At 64.8% G+C, this 15,484-nt stretch carries 8 protein-coding genes; 1 reads left to right on the top strand and 7 read right to left on the bottom strand.

All coding sequences use genetic code 11. The features are described from left to right. Nucleotides 1–2 precede the first annotated feature (2 nt). Both ACH413_RS43855 and ACH413_RS43850 read right to left on the bottom strand, forming a co-directional pair. Complete coding sequence (locus ACH413_RS43855; RefSeq protein WP_360047594.1) at nucleotides 3–1,169, bottom strand: YcaO-like family protein; 1,167 nt, start codon at nucleotides 1,167–1,169, stop codon at nucleotides 3–5. Next, nucleotides 1,166–2,536: a TfuA-like protein gene (locus tag ACH413_RS43850; protein ID WP_360047592.1), complete on the bottom strand. Its 1,371-nt coding sequence runs from the start codon at nucleotides 2,534–2,536 to the stop codon at nucleotides 1,166–1,168. The genes ACH413_RS43855 and ACH413_RS43850 overlap by 4 nt, the downstream gene beginning before the upstream one ends. A gap of 511 nt (nucleotides 2,537–3,047) precedes the next feature. Here ACH413_RS43850 and ACH413_RS43845 point away from each other — a divergent pair. Next, entirely contained in the window at nucleotides 3,048–4,319 is a 1,272-nt protein-coding gene (locus tag ACH413_RS43845; RefSeq protein ID WP_360047590.1) for an MFS transporter, read from the top strand. Between the two features lie 147 nt (nucleotides 4,320–4,466). On the opposite strand, the gene ACH413_RS43840 is transcribed toward ACH413_RS43845, so the two are convergent. The 5 genes from ACH413_RS43840 to ACH413_RS43820 form a co-directional block, all read right to left on the bottom strand. Next, nucleotides 4,467–5,357: a pyridoxal-phosphate dependent enzyme gene (locus ACH413_RS43840; protein ID WP_360047588.1), complete on the bottom strand. Its 891-nt coding sequence runs from the start codon at nucleotides 5,355–5,357 to the stop codon at nucleotides 4,467–4,469. Beyond that, nucleotides 5,347–9,069 (bottom strand): AMP-binding protein, encoded by a 3,723-nt coding sequence (locus ACH413_RS43835; RefSeq protein WP_360047587.1) that lies wholly within the window; start codon nucleotides 9,067–9,069, stop codon nucleotides 5,347–5,349. Before ACH413_RS43835 ends, ACH413_RS43840 begins: the two co-directional genes overlap by 11 nt. A 4-nt stretch (nucleotides 9,070–9,073) precedes the next feature. Next, nucleotides 9,074–9,928 carry a phytanoyl-CoA dioxygenase family protein gene (locus ACH413_RS43830; protein ID WP_360047585.1) on the bottom strand — a complete coding sequence of 285 codons (855 nt, stop codon included), beginning with the start codon at nucleotides 9,926–9,928 and terminating at the stop codon, nucleotides 9,074–9,076. Further along, nucleotides 9,925–13,017 (bottom strand): FkbM family methyltransferase, encoded by a 3,093-nt coding sequence (locus ACH413_RS43825; protein ID WP_360047584.1) that lies wholly within the window; start codon nucleotides 13,015–13,017, stop codon nucleotides 9,925–9,927. Before ACH413_RS43825 ends, ACH413_RS43830 begins: the two co-directional genes overlap by 4 nt. A gap of 224 nt (nucleotides 13,018–13,241) precedes the next feature. After that, nucleotides 13,242–14,174, bottom strand: coding sequence for a phytanoyl-CoA dioxygenase family protein (locus ACH413_RS43820; protein WP_360047582.1), 933 nt, complete (start codon nucleotides 14,172–14,174; stop codon nucleotides 13,242–13,244). Nucleotides 14,175–15,484 lie beyond the last annotated feature (1,310 nt).

The following is a 15,484-nucleotide window of genomic DNA, read 5'->3' as shown; positions in this document are numbered from 1 at the left end:
GGTCAGGCTCCTGGGTGAACGCGTGCAAGGTTCAGGGAGACTCCCGGCACGATCACCTTGACGACCGCGATCTCGTCGATGGTCGTGAGGTCGACGAGCAGCGGTTCGCGTCCGATCACGTTCGTGACCTCGCACGAGATCCAGTCGAGCTCTGCCTTGACGCCTGTGAACTTTCTCCTCGGCACGTCAGGAAGATCCTGCCAGGCCACCACAACGGCCGGAGGCGGAGGCTCCTCGTTGCCGAGCTTGACGGTGTCGTAGATGGCCGGCAGGTCGTCGCGCGTGCCGGCGATACCGCCCAGCCTGCTCTGCGCCGCCTCAGTGATCGCCCGGGACAGCGCGATCTCCGGCGCCGGGTGGGCTCCCCATCCGAGGCTCATGACGGGGAAGTCCGGGCTCCAGATGCGAGCGCCGAAGCACGGCACCCCGAAACGACTCGGCAGATGGCTGAGGTCGACGCGGGCATCGGCGGCCCGCACCTTCTCGATCAACCGCGAACACAGCTCGTCGTCCACGGAGGCTGGATCGACGTAGGTCAGCTCACCGGGCTCGCCGTTGCGGCTGATCGCGTCGCGCTCCACGATCTCGAAGAGGGCGTGAAGTGCGGCTTCTTGCACCGAATTGCCCGAGGCAAGGCCGTTGGTGCTCCACTCGAGGCCACGAGGACGCCACCCACGATCGGTGGACCAGCGCACGAGCTCGTCCGGCACGGGAATCCTCAGCCCGCTGATCATGCCCGTCGCGGCCACCCAGTCGAGCGGCATCAGGTCGCTGGCCAGCCCTCCGGTGGCAGTCACGAGGTCCTCGATCCGATACGGCAGGTCGACGGCACGGGATGGCGCGTTGACGTGACATCTGTCGAGCTTGACGTGCTCCGCGTGCCAGAGCTCGATCGACTCCATGGCCGCTGATACACGGGCGAGCAGCAAGGTTTGCCCTTTGCCCTGCGACACGCTCAGGCTCTTCGCCCGTGGCCGCACCGCCATGGTGACCGGGATGCCGAGCGTGTCGAGTCCGGTCACGTCCGCGACGCGCGTGATGCCGAAGTCCCGGAGGTGCGGTTCGATGATCCGCCAGGTGTCCTCCGGACGCCGGATTCGGTGGGTGCCGTCGAGGAACACCTTGTCGTCGTGAGGCCCCAGCTCAAGTGCGGCTTCTCGTGCGCTCATACTGCCCGCCCTCCGGGGGTGGGGTCATTGGCCGCGTTGAAGTGGGCACGCAGGTAGAACGGCCGCACCGCACGTATCGCCTCGTCCAACGACCTCAGACCCCGATCGCGGGCCGCGGCGAGCAACTCCTCGTCAACAGGTGACACTCTCCAGACACCTGCGAGGTGGTTGCGCAGGACGTCAGGCTTCAAGTGGTCGATGCTGTGGGTCGCGCCCCACGTCGCGACCTCCCGGTTGATCAGAGTCGCCTCGGCCACGGCCTTCTGGGCGTCGGCGTCCTTCACCAGATCGGGATTGGCCGCCATCAGATCGTGCGCGGGACTCTGCGAACGGTATGACCTGCGGAGCACCTTGACCATCTGCTCGTGTACAGCGGCCGCGGACTGTTCCTCCGCCGTCAACCACTCGGCCCGTTGACCTGCCGTGAGCGTCTCGTAGGTCAACCCGCTCACCTCCGCCGCCGCGACTGCCCGGTCTTCGACCGGTGCCGCCGGGTCGTCCTCTTCCGATGACTGGGCGATCCGCTCCAACGCGAACGCTTCCCACCGCCGAGGGAAGTCCGCCAGGTAGATCTGCTGGAATCTCAGGACATCGCCGTTGCCGACATGGACGCCATCGATCACAGTGCCCGAACAGTCCGCGCGCCATTCGCGGACATAGACGTTCTCCGTGTCTCCGTTGCTACACGGGCTCGCTTTGACACCAACAAATGAAATGAGCTCGTCCAACCTGCTCAAGGTGTCCAGCGCGTCAATAGCTTTGACGTCGAAGTCGGCACCGCCGGCAATCTTGAATGCTTCTATTCGCGCGAACGCGGCACTCAACTCAGCTACGTCGCGTGATATCAACGCACCCAGCGCACGCCAGCTCCTTGCTGTGTAAGGAAGTTGCCGCGCGAGTGCGACGACGGCATTCCCGTCCGTTGACGAGACAAGGCCTTCCCGGACGGCGCGCGTGACAACGTAACGGATGGCAACGAGCGGCTCGCTCAGCTTTCTGTACTCCGGCGCCGGCGTGTGTGCGACCGCGACCTCGTCATCTGCGTCCACAGCGCGGTCGCGGAACATCTCGTACACATAGCCGTTGCCAACCATGCCGTACACATCGAGTTCCGCAGCGCGCAGCGCACCCATGCTGGAACAACCCACCACCCTCACGTCGGCGTCGAGCAAGGCCAGGATCTCCTTGTGACGAACGGCCGCCGACTGGTGGTAGTAGCCATCGACGATCACAACGACATCGCTCGAGGCGAATGGGATCCGCAGTAGATCCCCGTACGCCACAGGCGGGTGCACGAGGGCATGGGGAACAACCTCAAGCACTGCCGCGCCGGGCAGCGTGGGTCCGGCGAACACGTGAACAGCCACAGCACTTCCACCCGAGAAATTCAGCTCCGACAGGCTCCAACTCGCCTGCGAGAGGCATCTGAAGCTCGATCGTCGCGTCTAAAGAAAAAGCGGCGCGCTGACCTGCAGCACGCCGCCTTCGCCACGAACGCCCCAACAGGGGCGGAGTTCATCGAGCGAAAGTCACATGCCAGGAACGGTCGATGAGCAGCAAGCCATCTCACCGGTCGACTTCGAATCGAAAACCTCGGCCAGATTCGCCTGCTCGCGGAGGGCCTTAACCCTCTCCACCAGTTCTTCCACGACTGAGCCTCCCCATTCGGCGGGCCGCCCTGGGCCCGGACGAACGGCAGCGTAGCAGTGTTCAACCAAGTCCACGATCGCTATGTTGAATTCACATGCGAACGAAGGCCCTCACCTCGGGGAGGCCACCTGAGCCCCTCATGGCACAGTTGTTCCGCAGTTGACCAGATCAGGCCATTTGAGACTCTCGACCGGTCTCCTGGCGTGTACTTTGGGGGCGAGCACGACCGTGAGGACCGAGCACGGAACCATCCACCGGCAGGGCAACCTGCTCCAACATCACGACTTCCGCCTGCTCTGGTTCGGACAAACCGCCAGCCGGTTCGGCAGCAGCGTGTCGACCGTGGCCGTCCCTCTGGTCGCTGTGTCCACTTTGGATGCGCCGCCACTGTTGCTCGGCATTCTCCACGCCGCCTCCTGGCTTCCCTGGTTGATCATCGGACTGCCTGCCGGAGCGTGGGTGGACCGCCTGCCCCGTCGACCGGTGATGCTGCTGGCCACTGCGATCGCCATGCTGAGCCTCCTCAGCATCCCGTTGGCCGCATTCCTCTCTCAGCTCACGATCATTCATCTTCTGGTCGCGATTCTGCTGGTCGGCACCACGACAGTCTTCTTCGAAACAGCGAGCAGCGCCTACTTGCCATCCCTGCTGAAAAAAGATCAACGGCAAGAAGCCAACGCCAAACTCCAAGGCACAACAGCCGCCGCGCAGGTGGCGGGACCGGGCGTTGGCGGTCTCATCGCACAACTCTTCGGTCCGGTCACCGGCATTCTCGCCGACGTCGCCGGCTACGCAACGTCCTTGATCTGCCTTACGAAGATCAAATACCGCGAGAACTCCGCGCCCGCCGCGGCAACGAGTCACCGTTCGCTGTACCGGGAGATCGCGGACGGAAAGCGATTCGTCGTGTCCGACCCCTACCTGCGCGTGTTCACCTTGTATGGCGCCATCTGCAACCTCGCGACCGCCGGATTGGCCTCGATGTTCGTGGCCTTCCTCGTTCGCGAAGTAGGCGTGGCAACCGGCATCACCGGAGCGATCGTCGCTGGCACGAGCGTCGGCGGCGTTCTTGGAGCGCTTATCGCCGGCAAGGTGACAAGGCGGTTCGGCACAGGCCGTGGCTCACTCGTGTGCGTCATGGCCACGATGCCGTTCGGGCTGCTAATGCCGCTGGCCACTAGCGGTCCGCTAATCGCATTCACCGTCATCGGCGGCCTGATGGTCAACGCCGGCGTCGTCAGCGGCAACGTGATCAGGAGCAGCTTCCGGCAGAACTACTGCCCTCCTGAGCTCATGGGCCGCGTGACAGTCACCATGCAGTTCCTCAACTACGGCACGATCCCGTTCGGAGCACTCTCCGCGGGAGCCCTTGCCACGTCTCTCGGCATCCGGACCACGATGTGGGTCATGACCGGCATCCTGGCCCTTTCGGTGCTGATCTTGCTGATCGGCCCGACCAAGAACGCCCGGGACCTCCCTGACCAGCCGCGTACCTCCTGAGGCGCCGCATCCGGCGATAACCATCATGTCCGACACGGGTCCTATACGTCTGTGCGCTCGGACGCAAAGCGCTGACGACCACTCCAGCAACTCTTGAGGTCGCTGGGGGCCGCTGCTGCATAGGCGTCGTCGGAGACGCGATCTTCTTCAACGATCCTGAGCGGGCAGTGCGCCAGTCACCACGCACGCGGCCCCGGAGAGGTTCGCGCGGACCGCAGCCGCTACCGAGACGGCCGCGGAAAGCTCGACCGGCCCGAGCCTATCCGCAAGCAGGCGCTGAGCGTCTTCCGCGTCACCGTCGGAGACCTCGATCACTGTGGCTCCCGAGCCTTGCGCGATGGACCAGCAAAGTCGCCCTGGGGTGGTGGCTCTTAGTGCGTCGCATCGGGTGGACGTCGACGCCAACTGGATCCGTCGCCCACGAGCAAGCGAGAGTGCCATTGCGTTGGCACCTGTCGGCTCGGCTCCAAAGACATGGACATTAGGCCTGGTATCCGCAGCGTGAATCGTGCCAGCGAAGAGGCCGCCACCGCCTACAGGTACGACGATGGTGGAGATATCAGGTCGTGCCTCCAAGATCTCCAACCCCACAGTCGACTGGCCAACGATCACAAATGGATCGTCGTGGGACGAACAGTAGGAACCGCCCCGATCCGCCGCCAGCCTTCGCGCCGCAATGTCCCGAGCCGCGTTATCTCCGTCGATCACGACTACTTCGACGTTTCTTGCCTCAGCGAGCTTTCGCACCTTCGTGCGATCGGCGGTAGTTGTGACAACGACAACAAGTCGTCGAGTGTCGTTCTTCCGAGCGAGGACCCACGCCAGCGCGGCCGCATGATTCCCTGAGCTAGCGGTGACCACTGGGCCGTCAGACGACGTGCCAGCGACCCAGACAGCAGCTCCGCGAAGCTTGAACGATCCGGTCGGCAGCTGGCGTTCGTCCTTTATCCAGATGTCCGGATCCGACAGGTGGACGAGAGGAGTGGGCGCGACAAGCGCGCGGACCGCGCGCCACCCCTCGCCGAGGTCAGGTCTCATTCCAGCGGTCGGCCCGTTCTCGTATGAATGTCCCGACCCTCGTCATCTCGTACTTTGTCAGAACGTGCTCGCCGTACAGCTCGAGACGTTCGACCGCGGCGAAGCGCGGCAGAAGGTTCGGGTCCGCGTCGAACCGCCGGCGATCCTCGGGGGTCTGCATCAGCAGTACCGGCGGAAGTACTCCGCTCGATACAGGCACGATCTGACGGAGGGCGAGGTCCGCCTCGAGTCGGCGCGCCAGCTCGAACTCGGAGTACGACGCGTCACTCCCCACGCCGGGGGTCGCCGCCGACGCGGCAACAAGATCGACTGTGTCCCTGCCCGAGATGCTCGGGTTGATCCCGACGAGGCCCGTCACGGGCTGCATGCGCTCGATCTCGAGTGCCCGAACCGCGAGACAGGCGATAATGAAGCCGACGCTATAGCCACACAGGACAACAGGTCCGTCGATCTCGCCCAGCTGACGGGTGGTGGCGTGGACGTAGGCGTCCAACCAAGCGGCGACGGTCCCAGGCCGGTCGTCAGGCGAGGGCCGGCGTGCGACGGCGACGTTCATTCTCCCGGCGAGCGCTGTCGCCACAGGGGTGAAGGTCGGAGCGTCGCCACCGGCATGGGGGAAGCAGACGAGTGCCGCAGGAGCTTCGCGGTCGACCTCGGCGGTGAGCCATGAGAGACCGAGGTGTCCGACTCCGTGAGTGGCATTTTTCGCTTCGCGATCGGATCGGCCGACGAGCTCCTCCAGCGTAGCCATTCTCGGGGAGTCGAAGAATCTCGTGGCTGCGGCGCCCCCCGTGGACAGGAGACTCAAACGTTCAAGTAGCTCGATGGCCTGGAGGGAGTCCAGCCCGAAATTGAACAGCGACTGCGTCGGATCCTCCGGCACAGACCCGAGCACCTGTCGAATCGCCTCGGTCACGTCACGTCGGGCTGCGACCTCGACCTCGCTGACGTGGGAGACCACGAGCGGTTCAGGACGGACGCTGCGGTCAATCTTGCCGTTCAGGAGGCGCGCCACCGGGCCTATGAGCAGCCGGCGTGGAATCCCCGCCGGCGGCACCTTGTTCTCCAAGAAGCACTGGAGCTCTTTGAGGCTGATGGGGTTCTCGTGGAAGGCGACAGTGCCGACGACCAAGGGGAGGCCTCCGAGCTCATCGAGGTGGACCACTGCGTCGAAAACGCCAGGATGGCTGCGGATGGCCGCCTCGATCGCTTCCAGGTTGACTCGCTCCCCGTTGACCTTCCACTCTGAGTCAACCCGACCGAGCAGGCGGAGTCCGGTCTCGTCATCGAGCAGATAGCCACGGTCGCCCGTGGCATAGGTCCAGTTCAGCCGACCGCCGACCTGCCGACGCGCGAACGGGCTCGTCTCCGGACGGTGCGTCCCTACATAGCCGCCCGCGACTCCCGGGCCAGCGATGACGACCTCGCCTGTGCATCCGCTCGGCACCTCCACCCCTCGGGAATCGACGACATGGACCGTGGACCCAGGTATCGGCCGCCCGACGGGCAGTCGCTCATGCGAGGAAAACGACTCGCTCACGGCCAGATAGGTGACGGTCATGGTGGTCTCAGTCGGCCCGTAGAGGTTGAAGAAGCGACACGCGGGGAGCGCTCGCTCAGAACCGAGCAGGTCCGAACAGAAGAGGGGCTCACCGGCCACGCACACGAGTCGGAGGTGCGAGACGGGCTGCAGACCACGCATTGTCGACACCAGGCGGCGGAGCTGAGGTGGAGTCATGGCCAAGATTGCGGAGATGTTCCCGTCGAGGACGGCTGAGTGGAGGGCGGGTCCACTAAGGCGTTGCTCGTCAGGCAGTAGCACTAACGTCGCGCCAGCACGCAACGGCGCGATCATGTCGCGGACCAGCGCATCGAACCCAGGCGAGGCCAGTTGGAGGCAGCGGTCATCAGTCGAGAGCTGGGTGACCACCTCGACCCAGTCGAGGTAAGCGAGCACCCCGGCTAAGGGTGCAGGCACACCTTTGGGGCGGCCGGTCGAGCCCGACGTGAAGGTGACGTAGGCGGTGTCCTCAGAGAGAGGTGATTCCGACGTCGTCGGATCCCGTAGGCACCCTCGAGCGGTGGCTACGACACCGCGATTGTCAGCGGCCAGCTTGAGCACCGCGCCGACCTGGTCGGCCAGCTCTCCGTCTACGTCCAGCCCGGCTGTCCGTCGGCTCATGACCGGCACCATGTCTGCGGACAGCACGGCGAGCAGCGCTGCTACGAAGTGGGGGCCGCGCGGAACATCCACGACGACGGTGCCACGGGGAACTATTCCTGCACTCTCCATCGTCGCGACGACCTCGTGGACGGCGATGGCAAGCTCCGCACGCGACCAGCGGCCGCCATTCCACTCCAGGGCGGGCGCGCCTGGGTGAATACGAAACCACTGCTCGATGGGCTCGACCAGCGACCGCGGCCCAGCCTTGGCAGCGCACGGCTTGGACGCCGCGACGGCTTCGACAGCCGACGTCCGGGATCTCGAGGGGACCAGCTCCGCCTCGATGAGCCGCTGCAGCACCGGTAGCCGCTCTGTGTCAAGACTGCGGGCGTCGACGGTGACCCGCCCCTGTTGGGACCTTCCGTCGTCTCGAACCTCGAACGACATCTGATAACGCGGCTCGGTCGATTCGAGGTACTCCAGGTCGATGTGCGACGCAGGGAGTTCGATGGCTTGCATCGCCACCGGCAGGAGCTGGCTGGACACGGCGACCAGCGGGTTAGACAACCCTCGGACTTCTAGGTCGAGCTCGCTAGCCAGTTCGTGCAGTGGTAAGTCGCGTCGCTCCAGACCGTCGAGGACCAAGTCTCGAGTCCGTGCCGCCGACCTCACCAGTGGTTCGTCGGGGATCATCTGGATTGGTAGGACCACCGAGTTTACGAAGAACCCGGCAGTCCCCAACTCGGTGCGGCTACGCCGCGTCGACATGGGGACCGAGATCGGAAGCTCCCAGCGGTCGAGCAGGGTCGCGACGGCTCTCGACCATGCCGTCAGCCACACCACGAACGGCGTGCTCTCGACCTCGATCGCTACTCGCCGTGCGGCGTCGGCCACGTCGCCCGGGACCTGCCAGACGGACGTCGCACTAACGCCACGACCGGGCCCGACGGGAAGCAGTGGACTGAGGTCGACCGCACCCACCTCGCCGGCGTAGTCGCGCAGACGTTGCTTACGTCGAACGTCGTTGGCTGCCCTCCAGGTCTCGGCAGCCAGGTCGAAGTAGCTCGCTGAAGGTGGCCGTCCGGGGGCGGTCTTGGGCTCCGCGCACCGGCTTCGAAGGTCGTCGAGCAGCAGCTCAAGCGTACGAGCGTCGGTCGCGACGTGGTGGAAGGTTAACTGGCAGACATGTCCCCACGGACCCGTCCACCACGCGATGCGCAGCGGCGCCTCGACCGAGAGGTCGAAAGGGCGGTCCAGCTCGCACCGCGTACGGTGTGGAAGATCGGTCTCCGACAGTTGGACCGTGTTGGTGATCGCAGCCGCAGGTGGTCCGTCGACCGCAACCCAGCCGTCGGGTCCGCCTCGACGAAAGCGATACCGCAGGTTGTCGTGTGCTGCCGCCATGGAGGGCACGGCTGTCCGCAGGGCACCGGCGGCCGCCATCGAACGAGGTCGGAGCAGCACCGCGTGGTTGAGCGCAGATGAGCCGGGGTCGACGTGCTGAGCGACTAGTAGTCGGATTTGGTGCGGTGACGGGCGCACGGTCATCGGCTCAAGAACCAGACGTTCGAGTGCTGGGCCAGACACTCGGGCAGACGTAGGGGTCACGGTAGTCGGGGGTTCCGTCAGCACCTCGACGACAGAGAACATCATTGAAGTGCAAAGCGGGTGCCCCGCAAGGCGGTGGCACGTAGTGGTTCTCGTCGGGCTGAAGGTGGATCGCGAGCGCAACTCGGGGGTTCACGGTGTGGTTGGGTCCGCTGCCGTGGACCGTCCGAGCATGGTGGACCGAGACCTGGCCCCGCCTGACCCGTAGCGTGCGCACCGCCCCGACCGGCCATGACGAGGTCTGCTCCTCCGGCGCGGATGCGTGGAATCCGCGGAGGGTGTTGTGGTCGATGTCCATCAGGTGGCTTCCATCCACGACCTGAAGGGCGCCGTTGCTGGCGTCGACCTCTTGCAGCGGCACCCAGACCGTGAGCATGTCCTCGGATGAGCAGCTCAGCCAATAGCTGCGATCGGTGTGCCACCCGACAAGCCCGGGACCGGGCGCTTTCGAGATCAGCTGGTCGTGGAAGATCCGCACGCCGGCATGCTGACCGAGCGTGCTGGCCATCTGTCCCAGGGTCGGAGTCGTGACAAATTCGCGTAGCTCGTCCACCTGCAGGCTGACGTAGTCGTTCTGGAGCGACCGCGTGGCTGTCGGGTCGGGCTCCGAGTCGCCAGGGGGTACCGCAGGCAGTCGGACGTCCAGGTCGCGCGCGTAGAAGCGGTCGATGCCGTAGGAGAGGGTCTCCAACTCATCTTCGGTTAGGACGACGGAGGAAACCCACCAGCCGTGCTTCGCGAACCACGCGACATCCTCATCGCCAGGTAACCCTCTCGAGTGTGGATCGTGGTCGTTCATGAGGCCTCGTATTCGAAACGGCTGGCAACCCATCCGTAGAGGAAACGGACGGCGCTGCCAGCGTGGAGAACGGGGTCTGTGTGGACAGCCGTCTCGAATCCTCGGGATTGGAGGAGCCGCTGCAGCTCTGCCAGCTGCGTACCTCGGTCTTGGACCTCCACCACAACGCGGTCAACACGCGCCCAATCGGCGTCATCGAGCCCTGCGAGCACGTCCTCCTCGCCGTGCTGCACGTCGACCTTGACCAGGCTGACCCTGTCCCACCCGTACTCCGACAGCACGTCCGACAAACGTACGGTCCTGACCGCCTGTGATCGAGAGATCTCGCGGGCCGCCGCCACAGATGCCGGACTTCCAAACACGGCCGCGCCGACGCGGGAAAGCTGGTTGTCGATTAACGTCGCCATCAGGCCGTAGTCGTAGTCGGGCTCGGGCTGTAAAGACGACATGGCAGGCATCTGGTCGTACATGTAAAGGGTGGCCTCGCCGCGACTGGCGGCCGCAGCAGCCTCGATGACGTGGGCTCGGTCTCCGAGGTTGGCTCTGAGTGCCTCGGCGAACGCGGGGTGTGGTTCCAGAGCAATCACCCGTGCGCGTGGATGTCGGTCAAGCACAGCGAGCGCGAAAACACCGATGTTGGCCCCCACGTCGAGCACGGTCTTCAATGGCTCATCGGCGATGCCGAACTGCTCGTAGTTCCTCGAGGCCACCACATCAAGGTAGAGATGTTTGGCCTCCGCCGAGGAGACGCATCTGATGGTGCCGAACCTCGGCAGTGTGACGGACGCCGAGGCAAACTCGATTTGCTTCTCTGGGGCATCCAGGCTGGTGCCTGTGGCTGTATGCGCACCTCCCACCTGGGCCTGCAGGTGCCGGAGGGTGGTTCCCGCGAGGAGCTCTCGCAAGGAGATAGTGACTCCCACGGCGTCCTGCAACGAGGCAGCCAGATCAACGGCCGCGAGCGAGTCTCCGCCGAGTGCGACGAAAGTGGCGTCCTCGTCGAACTCGTCGACTCCAAGACACCGGCACCACAAGGAGCGCACCATCTGCTCGGCGTCCCCGGAATCGCTTACCTGGGCGCGGAACTGACTCTCGGCGAACTCGGCGACGAGTCGCCGGTCCGCCTTGCCGGACGACGTTGACTCAAGGCGCTCCCGGACCACGATCTCTGCTGGTCGCGGCATCATGTACGGCGGCAGCCGGTCGGCCATCTCGCGCAGAAGCGCACCTCGGTCCAGATCGTCGGCACCCGCCGTGGGGACCACCGCGAGTCCCAGCCGCTCAACGGTGGAGCCTTTGCCGAGCGGGAAGGCAACGACCTCCGTCACACGCCCGGTCGCGAGCGCGGCAGCCTCGACCTCTCCCAGCTCTACGCGGTAGCCGCGCACCTTCACCTGCTCGTCGCCGCGGAGCAGGAACTCGAAGGTCCCGTCAGGACGCTCTTTGACGATGTCACCGGTCCGGTAAGACCGGATGACGGAGATCCCGTCTTCGCCGGTTTCGCGAACAAACTTCGGGTCCTCGCCGTGGAGGTAGCCACAAGCCACCGTCTGGCCGGAGATCACTAGCTCGCCCGGTGTCCCGACGGGAAGTCGATGACCGTCCACGCTCACGACCCTGGCTGTGTCTCCTGGGACCGGTGCGCCGATCGAGGGATGGTCCGGCCATGTGAACGGATCGCCTTCGACGAATTCGGCCGTGCACACATGCGTCTCAGTAGGCCCGTATTGGTTGTCGAGCCTCGCATCAATCTCTCGGAAGACACGTCTGACCGAGGCGGTGATGACGAGGGGTTCGCCTGCACAGACGACCTCGCGAAGCGACGACAGCAGGGAGGCGTCCACGGCCGCCAACAGCGCATGCAGGCCCGAGGGAGGTATGAAGACCCGCTCGACCTTCCAGCGCTGGATCACCGACGCTGTGTGTTGCAGGTCCTGACGCTGGCCGTCTGCCGGGACTAGCAGGGTTCCACCGTCGGCCAGCGTGGACAAGATCTCCTGGAGAGCGACGTCGAACGACAGGGCGCTGCGCTGGAGTGTCCGCGGCCGCGTCCCAGCTCCAGACCGTTGCACCTGCCAGTCGACGACCGAGTCGAGGGTCCGTCGAGTCTGGACGACTCCCTTGGGGATACCGGTGCTTCCGGAGGTGAAAAGGATGTAGCCGGAAGCCTCGGGGGCAACGGCGACCGGCACGTCACCTCCCAAGGTGGCCTCGTGCCGCGGTGCCTCGTCGTCGCTGATCTCGACAACGCGCGTCCGGTTCTGCGGCACCAGCGCGCAGATCCGCTTGGCCTCCGCCAGCCTCGGCTGGTTCGCGAGAAGCACACGGAAGTTCGCAGCCGTTGCTGCTTGCCCCAGTCGACGGGTTGGGCTCTGTGCGTCGAGAGGGACGGGAACGGCGCCGACGTGGAGCGTCGCGACGAGGCTCGCAACGTAGGTTGGTCCGGCCGCGACGAACAATCCCACCCGGTCGCCCAGCTTGACGCGCTCGGCCACCAGGGTTCGGGCGATGGCGAGGTATCGGTCGCGGAACTGGCCGTAGGTGACGGTGGCGTCTGCAGTGACGACTGCGGGCGCATCGGGATCTCGGATGACCGCGGCCGCGACCGACTCGGCCACACTCGGAGGGGCGTAGAGCCTTGCTCGTGCGACATTGGCCGTACGGGCGGTGACTGCGTCGTTCAGCACATGGCTGACGATTTCCTGCCCGCGTCCCAAGGCTTCGAACAGAAAGGCTACGTCGGCGGTCCACTCATCAATGACGGACCGGTCGAAAAGGCGGTCGTCGAAGAGGACGTGCAGCGAGCCGTTGACGGTGTCTACGGTGACGTCGTTGTCCAGTGTCCGTCCTACCGGCTCGATGCTCTCATCGGCGACAAGGACGGAGAACAGGGTACGGCGGCCACCATCGCGCTCCTGCCCGATCAGGAGCTCGATTTCGTCGGGCGCAAGATGCCCGAAAGCCTTATCGGCCTCATCGACAGCCGTCGCGACCGTGTCGAGCCACTCCCTGCACGAGACATCGCCGGGCGCATCCACCACGACCGGAACGGTGACGACCGCGCTTGCAGCGGCACGGAGCAGCCCCATGCGGATAGTGGGTCGGTCCGAGCCGAGGCGACCCTCGCGCTGGCTCAGGACGCCGAGGCACGCAGCAGCAAGCATCGTGGCCGATGGCTGGCCGCTAAGAGGCACGCTCACTTCGCCACTGCCCCGCCACGGCAGCTTCGACCGTCGGATGAAGAACGGCGGACTTGCGGGCGTAGCTCTCGAGCATCGCCGGATAGTGTCGAGTACGGAACGGCCCTGAGGCGTCATGAAGGACCCGCTTCCAACACTCGCTCGGCGTCAGCTGGAGAGCCGGCGAACAGCTCGGGCGACACGAAAGAGTCGGAGTAGTCTGGATTACCGTCGCCTCGCCGCTTGCACAGCAGGTCGTTGACGTGGACGGAGTGTCGTCCCGCCGGTGGCGGGACATACTCGTTGGTCTCGTCCTGGAAGTGCACGGTGATCGCGCAACGAGGCCCCGCGGAGCGGTTCGGAGCGCTGCCGTGGACCGTCCGGCAGTGGTGAAAACTCATTTGTCCGGGTGTGAGCTCGAGCGTCACGACCTCAGGCTCGACTCCGTCGGGTACCGCGATTTGACTCAGGGAGACACCGTGTCTCTGAGCGAAGAAGTTGGCGAGATTGTCATTGCCCGGCCACCGGTGACTGCCCCGCACGAACGACAGCGCGCCGGTGACCTCTGAGACCGGCGTTAGAGGTACCCAGGCGGTTAGCATCTCGTTGGAGCTGCAGGTCTGCCAGTAGGCCCGGTCCGTGTGGAAGCCGACCACGTTGGCGTCGACCTTTGCGGGATTAGCGACATGGTCCTTGTAGATGATCTGGTCGTGGAAGAGACGGATGCTCGGCGAGCGGCTGAGGATCGCCGCCATGGCGGCGATCGGTGGATACGTCACGAGGCCACGGACGTCTTCGTTCTGCAGGGACACGTAGTCGTTGATTCGGATACCCGGTGGATCCCCAGGTCGCCAGTCCAGGTAGCCGAGGCCACTGGGTAACTCGACGTCACGTTCGCCGGCATGATGCCGCTTGACGCCGTACTGGGCCTGTTCAACTACTGCATCTGGCAGCAGGCCGTCGACCACAACGAAACCATCGCGCTCATAGTTCTCCATGAGAACTTCAAGGCTGCCAACTGCCACGTGCCCGTCCCTCAGTCGGTTCTCTGCCAGCTCAATGCTCATTACCCGCCTGCTCTACTCGATCATTTACCCCTACGCGGTCACCGTCGCCAGATCAACCCGATAATGGCAATGCCAAAGGCAACAAATTGGCGATTCTTCATATTACCTCGTGCACGCCCCCAGAGAAATGCCACTACCCGACTTGTCACTATTATGTCCACTCTGTGCGCAGCCGAACTAGCGACCGCGGGCGGGAAATAACGTGCGGGCGGAAGAAATGGGCGCTAGCCGACAGGGGATCACTCGCCCTCAGCGGCCCAAGCCAGTCGCTCTTTCCTCACCGCGCGCCAGCTGTGGACTACCAACCACAGCGCACATGCCGGTCCTCTCGCCTGCCCGTACCTACTCAGCGCGCCGCGCGCTACTTCGCCAGAAGTTGGCGGTTGTGCTCGACGTTGGCGCTGTCCTCGGGGCCAGATGTGCAGCTGTTCGTCCAGGTTCTCGGCCAGCTCGGTGGTCGCCGCGACTCGGTTGTCGTTGTCGTGGCGCGCCTTCGCGAGCTGGACCGGGTCGCGAACGTAGTGCCGTGTTCCGCCCCGAGGATGCGGGTGTAATCAGCCAACAGGATGAGGAGGTGGTCAACCGCCTCGTCGAGCCGACCTTGCCGCACAGACTGGCGTGCGCGTGGGGTGCCGAAACTCGGCTCAACAGCCTGACCTGCGCATCACGCTGCCAAGGTTCAACATCGTTGATCAACCCACCGCAGGCCCGCCAGCCGAACCCGAAGAGGAACGTCAGCCCCACGACCGCCGCGATGATCACCGTCACCGCACGAGCCACGTCCTGCAAAATCCCTGACTGCGAGCCTGGGACGGGCCCGAGAAGCCTGACCTGCGGCGACACAGACTGACACCGCGCACCAGAGGCGGATTCGGCACCTTGTACTTGAGGTGCGGAAACGGCACTCGACGACATCGACCGACACCTCCGTCAGAGTCCACCGAGGACTCTTAATCAGCGGGTTGCGATGACCTCATGCCCCACAGCCGCGACATCCAGGGACTTGCGGATGACGCCTGGCTAGACAGCTGATCTCACCATCTCCGATCGCAACCCAAGATCAAGGCAAGGCCAGCGACCAGCTAATGTTCATGATCGAATTGCATGACTCAGAAGGGGCCCACAGGGGCCCCATGATCAGAATTTGCGCCGATTGGGACGCGTTTCCACAGGTCACACTGCTACCGGGCGTGTCGCCAAACCATGTGCGACATGATCCCCAACGCAGAACATTGGAGGGTGTCCGTCTGGGAAGCCCAGGAACTTCAGCACGCGATCATGGGCTACCTGCCCGGCTACGCGACGCCGCG

It is taken from the genome of Lentzea sp. NPDC020367 (assembly GCF_044387305.1).
In the GTDB taxonomy this organism is placed as follows: Bacteria; Actinomycetota; Actinomycetes; order Mycobacteriales; family Pseudonocardiaceae; genus Lentzea.
Note: the sequence above shows the minus strand (reverse complement) of the source record. Positions and strands in the feature narration are given on the sequence as shown.